General features: G+C 35.9%; 11 protein-coding genes. All 11 read right to left on the bottom strand.

All coding sequences use genetic code 11. The features are described 5' to 3' along the window. Positions 1-9 precede the first annotated feature (9 nt). The 11 genes from ISU00_RS05550 to ISU00_RS05500 all read right to left on the bottom strand — a co-directional run bounded on the left by ISU00_RS05550 (position 10) and on the right by ISU00_RS05500 (position 10,656). Positions 10-1,080, bottom strand: coding sequence for an efflux RND transporter periplasmic adaptor subunit (locus tag ISU00_RS05550; protein WP_228853056.1), 1,071 nt, complete (start codon positions 1,078-1,080; stop codon positions 10-12). Positions 1,081-1,521: 441 nt separating this feature from the next. Further along, the gene (locus ISU00_RS05545) at positions 1,522-1,719 is read right to left on the bottom strand and encodes a hypothetical protein (RefSeq protein ID WP_228853055.1); all 198 of its coding nucleotides are present in this window, start codon (positions 1,717-1,719) and stop codon (positions 1,522-1,524) included. Positions 1,720-1,737: 18 nt separating this feature from the next. Next, the gene (locus tag ISU00_RS05540) at positions 1,738-2,235 is read right to left on the bottom strand and encodes a GNAT family N-acetyltransferase (protein ID WP_228853054.1); all 498 of its coding nucleotides are present in this window, start codon (positions 2,233-2,235) and stop codon (positions 1,738-1,740) included. Between the two features lie 75 nt (positions 2,236-2,310). After that, on the bottom strand, positions 2,311-3,402 hold the full coding sequence (locus tag ISU00_RS05535; RefSeq protein WP_228853053.1) for a serine hydrolase domain-containing protein: 1,092 nt from the start codon (positions 3,400-3,402) through the stop codon (positions 2,311-2,313). 25 nt (positions 3,403-3,427) lie between these two features. Next, a complete protein-coding gene (locus ISU00_RS05530; RefSeq protein WP_228853052.1) occupies positions 3,428-3,694 on the bottom strand; it encodes a hypothetical protein in 267 nt (88 codons plus the stop codon). Between the two features lie 90 nt (positions 3,695-3,784). Further along, entirely contained in the window at positions 3,785-4,735 is a 951-nt protein-coding gene (locus tag ISU00_RS05525; protein ID WP_262892124.1) for a serine hydrolase domain-containing protein, read from the bottom strand. Between the two features lie 198 nt (positions 4,736-4,933). Beyond that, positions 4,934-6,337, bottom strand: a complete 1,404-nt coding sequence (locus ISU00_RS05520) for a pyridoxal phosphate-dependent decarboxylase family protein (protein WP_228853050.1) — start codon at positions 6,335-6,337, stop codon at positions 4,934-4,936. A 41-nt stretch (positions 6,338-6,378) separates the two neighbouring features. Beyond that, positions 6,379-7,791, bottom strand: a complete 1,413-nt coding sequence (locus tag ISU00_RS05515; protein ID WP_228853049.1) for a DUF5689 domain-containing protein — start codon at positions 7,789-7,791, stop codon at positions 6,379-6,381. 55 nt (positions 7,792-7,846) lie between these two features. Next, on the bottom strand, positions 7,847-9,973 hold the full coding sequence (locus tag ISU00_RS05510; RefSeq protein WP_228853048.1) for a multicopper oxidase domain-containing protein: 2,127 nt from the start codon (positions 9,971-9,973) through the stop codon (positions 7,847-7,849). 6 nt (positions 9,974-9,979) lie between these two features. Next, positions 9,980-10,411, bottom strand: coding sequence for a DUF3347 domain-containing protein (locus ISU00_RS05505; RefSeq protein WP_228853047.1), 432 nt, complete (start codon positions 10,409-10,411; stop codon positions 9,980-9,982). A 32-nt stretch (positions 10,412-10,443) separates the two neighbouring features. Next, positions 10,444-10,656 carry a heavy-metal-associated domain-containing protein gene (locus tag ISU00_RS05500; RefSeq protein ID WP_228853046.1) on the bottom strand — a complete coding sequence of 71 codons (213 nt, stop codon included), beginning with the start codon at positions 10,654-10,656 and terminating at the stop codon, positions 10,444-10,446. Positions 10,657-10,910: the final 254 nt, after the last annotated feature.

Genomic DNA, 10,910 nt, shown 5'->3' with positions numbered 1-10,910 from the left:
ATTTCTATTTTAGTTTGTTGTGGTAACATCATAAACCGGTAAACCATCTCCCAATCGAAGAATATTGGAGACAATAACTTTGTCACCATTATTTATCCCTGTTAGAATGGTTACTTCATTTTCACTTCTGTTGGTTATTTCAACCGCTGTTAATTTTGCCTTATCGTCTTCCAATAAAAACACACTATATCCTTGTTCACTTGGAATCAATGCTTGAGAAGGTATTTTTACACCTTTAGTTCCTTCCTCTAGAGTTGAGAAATTAATTTTTGCAGACATACCACCCTTAAATTCATGTTTCTCATTATCAGCAATGGCTTGAACTAGTAAACTTCTATTCTGATTATCTAAGCCAGAATTGCTTGATATAATTTTCGCTTCATGTAATTCATTTGAAACCTGTGTTGTGAAGGAAATGGATTTGCCTTGCTGAACTTGTAAAACATGTTTTTCGGGAACTGAAAAATTGATCAGGACTTTAGATTGGTCTTGAAGATTCACCAATTCCAAACCAGGATATACAAAGGCCCCAAGATCTACTTTTGAAATTCCAATCCGACCAGAAAAAGGTGCTCTTAATTCAGTTTTGGTTAACTGAAAATCTAAAAATTCAATTTGCGCTTTTAGAGAGTTTAATTTGGATTCTACTTCATCATAGTCCTGTTGACGAATAGCTTCTGTTTTTAGTAGACTAGCATATCGCTGTTCATTTAATTGGGCTAATTTTAATTCAGCATAAAGCTCTTTTTGCTTTGCTCTTAAGTCAGTGTCATTTAACTTATAAAGAAGTTGACCCCTTGAAACATAATCGCCATCTCTGAAAGCTATTTTGGTTATTTTTTGAGAAACTTCACTAACAATAGCAACTTCTTGTATTGGAAGTATTGTGCCGACAATTTGTTCTTCTTGGATTAGGTCTGTTTGCTTAGCTTGAATGACATCTACTGGAAGTTTGTTGACTTCAATTGAAGTATTATTGGCTTCCAAATTTTCTCCACGACTTTTTGTACACGAAATTATAGTAATGGTCATTATACTGTACAAAAGCGTTATTTTCCATGTATCAATTTTCTTAAACATAATGTGATGATTTAATGATTAATTCTACAAGTCAAAATTAGATATGCCTTCGTGCCCCTCTTTTACATAGTTACACTGGTTCGTTATAAAATTTTATCGGATTATATTTAGTATGAAACTCAAATTATCCTTATGAAAACAGGATCGTAATAAGAGTTATGTTCTTAAAAAGAATTGAACTTATCTAATTGAAGATTTGTTTTATTGTCGAAAAAATGTTCGGGTATTGTGAGGGTATATTTAATAACTAAGTGCGGATGGACAGACTATTTTAAAATGAAGAAAAAGTATAATTATCAGAGTAGGAAATAAGCCTTTTGAGGATGAAATTTTAACGTTAAATCTTCTAGGTGGATAGTTGTATCAAATATTTCAAGATGTTGAGATTCTGTTATAAAACCAGATTCCTTTAGTTTGTCTGCGGTTTGGATGTACATCATGTTATTTTCCAATAGTGCAAAATCTTTTCTTTTTTTTCCAATAGGTGAGTACTGAGGATTTGTAATCTTTGGTGAAAATAGTTACACCCATAATCCCCTTTTGTTGTTTAAACATCGGAATGGAATACTTATTAGCAAATTCTAAGTATTCTTTATTTTTACCAGGTTTAATTCCGGTTGTCCAAATCCTAACTATCATATGAAATACTTTTTTTATTTATAAGTTGAATAGGCTAAAAAGTGACAAAGTTTCATTATCACCCTCAAAATCATATTCATGTTTAAGCCCAAGCTTCTTTAACAAACCAATTGATTTGTAATTATTAGGTAGTGTAATAGCTATAATATTTTTATAGGCTTTTGATTTTATGATCTCATCAAGATAAGCCTTGCTTGCTTCAGTTGTATATCCATTCTTTTCAAATTCGGGCAATAAAGCGAATCCTATATCTGGAAAATCCTGATTTTCTCGATTTAAAAATGTCACTATCCCAATGGCTTGTCCTGAATCCTTTAGTTCGAAAACGCTGTAATAGTAATTGGGGTTATCCAATATTTTTTTAATATAATTTTCAGCGTCATTTATATTGAAAACTTTTCTGTCTCCAATAAATTTTAACCAGCCCTTCGAATTGACCAAATTGATAATAAATTCTGCATCCATCAAATTTATAGGTCGGATTCGAAGTCTTTCTGTTTCAATATTTTTATACATTTTGAGCTGTAGTGTGGTCCTATTTATATTATTCCATTAGCTTTTTGAGAGCAGTAAAATTGATTTTATTAAACTTTACTCCCATCCTTCAGGAGGTCCTGCTTTAGACAAATCCTTTATATAATAACTAGCGATTAGTTTAGATAAATATGGAAATAGTCCCCTATTATTGGTCAGGACAATAAAGGTATAACCTTCTTTTTCAAATTTCACAAAATCGGCTAGTGCTGGTCCACCGCTGTGCTCTATGATTTTATGGTTTTCGTAATCTCTAACCACTAAAGCAAGCCCATAAGATCCATCTTGCCCATTATTCAATTTTAGTGGATTTGCTATCAAATTATATGAAGATTCCGATAAAAAGTTTTTCTTGTCCAATGACACGGCAATCTTAGCCATATCGTCAATTGAGCTATAAATACCACCAGCCGCATAGTCTGTTTCTTTAAACCACATTTGATTGATTCTTAGTGTATTCTCATTTTTAAACCAGTGATATTCCTGAGCTTGATTGGGAACAATATCCAGATCGGTAAACATTCCGAATTTAGGATTGTTGACAAATGAATGATTCAATTGTAAAGGCTCAAGAACATATTGCCTGAGCGCATCATAATATTTTAATTGGGTTACTTTTTCTATCAAGTAAAGTAATATCCAATAGTCACTGCTCATATATTCTGATTTTTCACCAGTTTCAAATTCAAAAGGCATGGTTTTGGCCAGTTCAAAAGCCTCTTCCGGTGAATTTGTTTTAGAAAAATCAGCTATTTTAATTCCTGATTGGTGTGCAGCTAAATGCATTATGGTAATGGTTTCCCATCCCTCAGGGATATTGTCAACCAAATCTTTAATGGTTGTATCAGGTTTCAATAGCCCCAAATCAAACAATCTTCCCAATAAAAGTGCAGTATATATTTTGGAACATGAAGCCAGTTGGAATACTGTTTCATTTGTAACTGGCACATTAAATGGAACGCTCGCTTTGCCCAATGCATTTTTATGTAATACCTTGCCATCTTTTATGACGGCATAAGCTAATCCAGGAATATGCTCTTTTGCCATCAACTCGGTTAATTCATTATCGAGTTGTTTTTTAGAAATTTGACTTTCAGTTTTACCAATTTGGAATAGCACCAAAGTAGCAAGGAATAAATATTTTTTCATAATAATTCAGTTTAAGGTGTATTGATTAAAGACCTTTAAGTTTTAGGTCAATTTCTCCGAGCCATTGAGTTTCACTTTTTTCGGCCAATTCACGTGCTTTTAAATAATAGGTCTTAGCCGAGTCGCTATGATTTTCACTTTTTTCGACATCACCCAAAAAAATGTACAACACAGGGTTTTCAGGTATAATCTTTTTTAATGAAATAAGATATTTTTTCCTGCTTTCGCTTTGTTTAAGCATTTCATAACCATCTGAAAAGCTGATCAAAAAAAACGGATCGGGCTGTTCCATTCCAATTAGTTTGAGATATTCTGGATAATTCTTATCAAAATCATCCAACCCTTTTTCGGCAATTAAATCAAAAAAGATTTGACTTTTATCCTATTCAGGTATTTGTGGTTCGTTCCCCAACACCGTTGCCATATAGTTACGCGTTAATGACCTGCTGTTACCATACATGTTCAGCATCGTTACCATAATGGTCTTGGATTCAGGCTCAAAAAACAAATCACAACTAAAACCCATTCCTCCACCATTATGGCCATAAACAGTTTTTCCAGGTACCATTAAATCCTTATAAATCTGCATTCCATAACCGTATTTCCCCGGATAAAAATCCACATGTTCTGTCATCATTAAATCAAGATATTTTTTTGAAATCAGTTTTTCATTCATTAAGGCTAAAGCGAAATGATGAAAATCTTCTATGCAACTTAACCATCCTCCAGCGCCTCCTGCCTGTAAATGGCTTACAGGGTATTCGTAGTAGGTTTTACTTCCAATCCAACGATACGGATTTGCACCACGACTAAAGTAACTTGTCGTATCCATTGTATAATAGGTATGTTCCATTTCAGCAGGGACAAAGATTTTCTCCTTGCAGTAATCTTGAAATTCCAATCCAGAAACCTTTTCAACTATTTTGGCCAAAACTTCAAAAGCTGAACTACTATAATAAACACCTTTTCCCGGTTCATCGAATACAAGTGGATTGGTTTCAATAAAATTCCACCACTCTTCGTTGGTGTATTGCTTAAATTCAAAATCTGGTCTTTCCCAAGGACTAGTCAGCCCCGATTGATGGGTGAGGAGTTGATGTAACGTCATTTTATTGGCATTTCTGATTTTTGATTCTGGCCAATAATCAATTATAGTTTTTTGTAGGTCAAGTTGACCAGCTTCTACTAATTGCAATACCGCAACCGCAGTAATCATTTTTCCTGTGGATTCTGTTTTGAAAAGTGTGGTTGTGGTATTTCTTTTGCCAGTCTTCTGGTTTGCCAACCCAAATGCGGTCTCAGCGATTACTTCACTTCCCTTTGAGACTAGAATTGCTCAATGAAAATTTGCGTTTTCATATTCTTTGGCAAGTTGCTCTAGTTTATGTTTCAACTCATCTTGAGCATTTACCGCATAAAATGTAAATAATAATGATGCTAAAATATATATTGTTTTCATCTTTTCTAATCTGTTTATAATATTGATTACTCTCTATTTAGCCTTGTTTTGGTCTTAACTTCAACTAATTAGTTATCTATTTGTTTTGCTTATTAAAAGTGCTTTCTTAAATGAATTTACCGAACGACTAATGTCTGCTGTCTTGGTGGCCCACGAGCATATGCTTACACGAATGACTTTATGATTAAACCAAACAGAACCTCCAGCCCAACACTCTCTTAATTCCTGTACATTTTTTAAAACTTGTTCTGTAATTGTATCAGATTCACATCTAACAATGACTTGATTAAAAACCACCTCGTTTTCTACCTTAAATCCTTGAATGGCTCTAATTTCATTAGCGAATTGTTTTGCTCTTTCGTGCATGTTTAAGATCATCTCATCAATACCATTTTTCCCCAAATATTTGAGCGTCGCCCATAGCTCTATGACCCGGGCTCTTCTGGACATTTCTGGGGTATAAAACATGCCATCCCGTTCCGTACTTTCAATAATGTAACTTCCTGTCATATGCAATGCGGCGGTCATAGCTTCGCTATCTTCACACAATACTATTCCGCAATCGTAAGGCGTATTTAATGTTTTATGGCCATCAACGGCCCAAGAGTTGGCTTTTTCAATTCCACTTGTTAGATATTTCAATTGCTTTACCGCTCCTGCCCACAAACCAAAAGCGCCATCAATATGAACCCATGCACCAGCAATTTGAGCTTTAGCGCAAATCGTTTCAAAATCATCAAATGCCCCACTATTTACATTGCCTGCCTGTAGTATCACTATGGTATTACAATCCAATTCAGGAAGAGCATCAACTTTAATTCTACCTTGATTATCAACGTCGACCCATTCAATAGTGTCATGCCCAAGACCAAGAATCCCGATAGCTTTCAAAACCGTTGAATGTGCCTGTCTGCCAGTGACAATTCTAATTTTAGGGGCATTAAATAAACCTTGCTTGTTTATATCCCAATTTTGATTCTTAAGAATTCTGTAACGAGCGGCTGCTAAACCACATAAATTTGCGGAAGAGGTTCCGCTAACAAATCCGGCCGAAGTTCTTTTCGGAAAATTAAATAGCTCGACCAACCATCGTTCTACCACGGATTCCAATTTTGACCCTAAAGGGGAAAGAACATGCATTGCAGGGACTTGATCCCAATACGTTGCCAAATGTTTGGCAGCCAAACCAATTGGCAGTGCACTACCAATTACAAAACCGAAATACCTTCCACCCAAAGTGGATACTGTTGCAGGGCTACCATAGGTGTTCAGCTGGCTCAATACTTCTTCAACTTTTGCAGATGAAGTCGGTAATTCTTCATCAAAATTTGAAAGATTATCCAGCGCTTCTTCAGTTGGAAATACATTTCTATTGAAGACATTATCGATATACCCATAAGCATAATTCTGTGCCTTATTAAAAACAGTTTTATCTGATAACTCTTTGAACATTTGTTCCTGGATATTTGTTTTCATGTCTAAAGTTTTAAATTATGCTTATGAATATTTGTATTCAATTAATTGGTAATATCGTGTGTAAACTTTTGAGGCATTAAGCGCCCATAATCCCCAACAATTCCGGTTACTGACAGCGTTCCTTGGGTTAAGATATAGTCACTGAATGTTGCCGTGGAATATACCAATACAATGGCTCCAGCTTCATCGCGTCTGATAGTGTGGCTTCCTATAAATTTCACAATACCATCGGCATCAACAAAATGAACACCTTCAATCTTGACCTTTTTCCCCTCATAATTTCCAGTATGTAATTGTGCTATGGTTATGGTCTCTGGGAAGACTGGAATGTTTTCAGCATATTTAACCACGTTGCTGATATTAACCCCATTGATGCCTTTTTGGCCGTTCATTCCCATGCCTGTCCCATTTTTTAAGTTCAGCCTTATTTTGTCCCCTAAATTAAACATATTTGGAGTGGTAAATCGTATTAAAATACCGCTGGTTGCATCTTGAACGTAAATGGATTTACTGTCCATTGTATTGTCGTTAGAAGTAACGACACCTTCAATGAAATAATCTTGCGACAAATACCAATCTCCTTGATGTTCATTATATATCGCCCTCAATTCTGTTATGGTATGCAGAGTTCCATAAGGTTGGTCATTATCGGATACTGTTGCGGTAAATGTTTTGTTTTCCCCAATTACCAAGTTCTCACTAACTTCGATGATTTCGAATACAATGTTATAGTCTCCAATAAATACGTTGTCATTAATAGGTATAAGTTTAAAACTGGCGCCTTGTGCATTTTGATTGAATTCAAGAGAGACTTCATTTAAAATCGCTGAAGGAATGGTTGAAAAATGAGTTCCATATGCAATCCCTTGTGGCGCTGTAATTTTAACTTTGGCACTAGTACCATTAGAAACCACAGTTGTTGTGTTTAACGCAATGGTCATCCCTTGTGTATTCTCTTCTGAAACCGTTCCGGCTGAACCAGCAAAATTCAATTTGTTTTCAAAGCTAGGGTTGGGTTGCGCATTTAATTTTACTTCAGATGTTATTCTGCTTCCCAATGAAAAATCAGCAGTTGGGTTGCTCAATTTAAGATTGATCAATTTTTCTGTAGTGGTTACGTTTGCCCGTGTTATTACGAAACTGGTGTCCTGCGTATTGGTCAAGAGTTTAATGTAAAACTTGTTGTTTACGGCCTCAGGGATGGTTGTAAAGTCAGTTCCATAAGTAGCATTTCCAGATAATTCAATAGTAATGAATCCATTATTATTGGCTTTTGGTTCTAACTTCAAGGGAATGGAAATGGATTCCATGTCTTGGGCAATGGTATGTGTCTGATTTGCAAATGATACCTTGGTTGAAGGCCCATGATTAACTAATTCTTCTGTACTACAACTCATAATTGTAATACTAATGGTGAAGTATATTACCAGTTGGATAAAATAGTGTGTTCTCATTTTTTAAGATTAAATTTTTTAAAGGTTTTTTTTCTGTAAAAAGGTTTGTTATGAATTAATAGGTAAATGTTAGGCCCAATCCGTACTTCATATCACTATCATAGTGCGTGGAAAGCGATAGGTATTTGGAAAGAATGTATTTAGCTCCAAATGCATACTCATAATCGGTGTTCCAAAGTCCCCATAATCTGATTCTTGGTGTCAAAGGAATATCTTCTCGTGATAGCTGTACCCTAAATCGCCCTGTTTGGTCTACCCTGATATCGGATGTGATAAACCATGGCAATACATAAACGAAACCTGCAGATAAGACAGCTCTCTCATTTTTGGTGTTGGATTGGCCAAATAAATTGTCTTTTAATTCTTCTTCATCTCGGCTTCTGATATCCAAGCCTACATAGGGCATAAAAAATTGATTAGCGCCAATGAATCTTCCAATATGGCTTTCAGTTTCAATCCCTGCATGTTCATTAATACCTAAACGCCATTCTGTTCCAAAAGACCATCTAGTGTTGGATAAGGAAATTTCACCATCACTTCCATTACTTTCCAAACCAATTTCTGCTCCCAAATAAAATCTTCGATCATCGGCATAAACTTTTCTCAAAGCCTTTTTAGGGTTTGGAAGTTGGGGGTTAGGAGGTGAATTTTCATATTGAAATATTCTTCCCATTCCAGACATCATGTGATAGAGAATATGACAGTGAAAATACCAGTCACCGTATTCCTCTGATGCATGGAACTCGATGGTATCTGTTTCCATGGGCAGAATATCTACGACCGTTTTAAGTGGTGAATATTCACCATGATCGTTAAGCAACCTGAAAAAATGCCCATGAAGATGCATTGGGTGACGCATCATTGAATTATTATAAATTACAATTCTTATGTTCTCCCCTTTTTTAATCAATATTTTATCGGTTTCAGAGACGGTTTTATTATCAATTGTCCAAACATATCGGTTCATGTTTCCAGTAAGTTCAATTCGAAGTTCCCTAAATGGTGCATTGGGAAGTGTTGTAGGCTTGGGTGCCTTCAACATATTATAATTAAGGGTTACAATAGGCTCTTCACCGTTCATAATTTCAGGATACATGATGGTGTTCATATCCATTTGCTGAAGGCTCATGTTCATGCCCATATCGTTCATTTTTCCTCCCATGGTCATCATGTCGTTCATCATCTCCATGCCTTTGAAGTATTCAAGCTTTGGAAGGGTTTTGGATGGTATTTTTATTCCAGAACCCAGCCATAGTGAAGCACTGTTTGTGCGGTCTTCAGAGGTTGCCAATACCTGGTATTTGCCATCATCTGGAATAACCACTTTCACATCATAGGTTTCAGATACCCCAATAATAAGGCGATCAACGGATACCGGTTCTACATCAGCGCCGTCATTGGCCACGACAGAAAGTTTGCCACCTGAATAGTTGATCCAGAAATAGGTGGAGGAACTTCCATTGATGATTCTCAATCGAACCGTATCTTGTTTGGCAAAGGACGCCTCTTGTTCGGGTTGGCCATTGATAAGCAGTTTGTCATAGTAAACATCGCTCACATCCATGGCCATCATGCGTTTGAATTCATTGGTGAATTTGGTACCCAAGTGCCCTTGGACAAGTGCTTCAGAATAGCTTTGAACGGCACCTTTTCGTATGCCATACCAATCCGTAGCTTGATGAAGCGAACGTTCAACTTGTTCTGGTTTTTCATCAGTCCAATCACTCAATACCATGGTGTATTCTGAATACCTGGGTTCTTCCTTTTTATGGATGATAAAGGCACCATACAATCCTATTTGCTCTTGAAGCATAGTATGTGAATGATACCAATAAGTACCGGATTGAACAATCGGGAATCTGAACACATGCTCACTCATCGGAGCAATTGGTGCAGTAGTAAGATAGGGAACTCCGTCTTGCTCATTGGGCAGGATTAATCCATGCCAATGTATCGATGTTTCATGATGCATTTTATTGATGACATGAATTTCGGCAATATCTCCTTCAATAAAATAAAGGGTTGGGGCCGGTATCTGACCATTTATGGCTATGCCCTTTCGCTCTTTGCCCGTATAATTCACAATGGTATCATGAATTACCAAATCATATCTTACAACAGGTTGTGCAAAAGATAAATAGCTAGACATGATAACGATAAGGATTATGACTGACGTTTTCATGACGTGTTAGTTGATAGATTCTTTTACATTACCACATTGCAACATCTGTTTTCCATAAAAAGGATTTCTAATGTCTTTTGATTCACTAATCCAAGAAGCTTTTTTCATTGGACAGTAATTGTAATAAGCCTTTTCATTTAAAGATTCACTGGTTTTCATCAGTTTCCAAAGAGCCTCAGATTGTTTTCCCAGCGCATTTCTTTTTTGTTCAATAGTTTTGGCTGTGGTTATGCCTTTCGTTGTTTCGAATAATTCATTTATTAGTGCATTTTGACCAAGTTCTTCTTTCAGGCCTCCCAGGTAGTTAACCAACTGTTCGGAACTGTGAGTAGCTCCCTGTAGATTACCCTCAATTAGGTAATTTTTTTGGTTGATGTATTCCTGGAAAACCATTTCAAGGTTTTGTGCTGAAAGGCCGCCCCAATAAAGGACAGCCATTAGCAATGTCGTTAGGGTTTTCACTTGAATGATTAATTAATAGATTCAACTGAATAACCGGCGCTTTCTACAGCTTTGGTAATATCCTCTGCGGTTACACCATCTGTTTTTACGGTAAGCACTTTATTTGGGTTTGTTAAATCTACTTCCCAATTATTTGCTCCTGCAGTTTCATCCAGGTATGGAGTTACTGTAGCCAAACATCCTGTACATTTAATTGTTGAATTGAATTTTAGTGTTTCCATGATTTTAGATTTTTATGTGATTTTAGATTTTAATTATGATGTAAATTTATTTTGAAAGGGCTTGCTAAGTTTTACATTATTGCCGTCAATGATTTCATAATTCCAAATATGAGGGAGTAATTTCATCTGTTATTGGCATTGCTGCACATAAAAGAATATAACAGCACTTATTTGTTCATGAGTCCAGGCGCAGTTTTTCTCTAGTTCCTTGGAAAACGTCCTGGCTTTTAATTTGCTTTTCCATGTTTTGTATC

Origin of the sequence: Aegicerativicinus sediminis (assembly GCF_015476115.1) — a bacterium.
Classification (GTDB): Bacteria; Bacteroidota; Bacteroidia; order Flavobacteriales; family Flavobacteriaceae; genus Aegicerativicinus; species Aegicerativicinus sediminis.
The sequence above is the reverse complement of the archived record's forward strand: the minus strand, read 5'-3'. Positions and strand labels throughout refer to the sequence as shown.

Excerpts from the sequence above, each read along its gene's own strand:
- ISU00_RS05550 (WP_228853056.1), bottom strand. The coding sequence starts at position 1,080 with ATGTTTAAGAAAATTGATACATGGAAAATAACGCTTTTGTACAGTATA.
- ISU00_RS05545 (WP_228853055.1), bottom strand. The coding sequence starts at position 1,719 with ATGATAGTTAGGATTTGGACAACCGGAATTAAACCTGGTAAAAATAAA.
- ISU00_RS05540 (WP_228853054.1), bottom strand. The coding sequence starts at position 2,235 with ATGTATAAAAATATTGAAACAGAAAGACTTCGAATCCGACCTATAAAT.
- ISU00_RS05535 (WP_228853053.1), bottom strand. The coding sequence starts at position 3,402 with ATGAAAAAATATTTATTCCTTGCTACTTTGGTGCTATTCCAAATTGGT.
- ISU00_RS05530 (WP_228853052.1), bottom strand. The coding sequence starts at position 3,694 with ATGGAACAGCCCGATCCGTTTTTTTTGATCAGCTTTTCAGATGGTTAT.
- ISU00_RS05520 (WP_228853050.1), bottom strand. The coding sequence starts at position 6,337 with ATGAAAACAAATATCCAGGAACAAATGTTCAAAGAGTTATCAGATAAA.
- ISU00_RS05515 (WP_228853049.1), bottom strand. The coding sequence starts at position 7,791 with ATGAGAACACACTATTTTATCCAACTGGTAATATACTTCACCATTAGT.
- ISU00_RS05510 (WP_228853048.1), bottom strand. The coding sequence starts at position 9,973 with ATGAAAACGTCAGTCATAATCCTTATCGTTATCATGTCTAGCTATTTA.
- ISU00_RS05505 (WP_228853047.1), bottom strand. The coding sequence starts at position 10,411 with ATGGCTGTCCTTTATTGGGGCGGCCTTTCAGCACAAAACCTTGAAATG.
- ISU00_RS05500 (WP_228853046.1), bottom strand. The coding sequence starts at position 10,656 with ATGGAAACACTAAAATTCAATTCAACAATTAAATGTACAGGATGTTTG.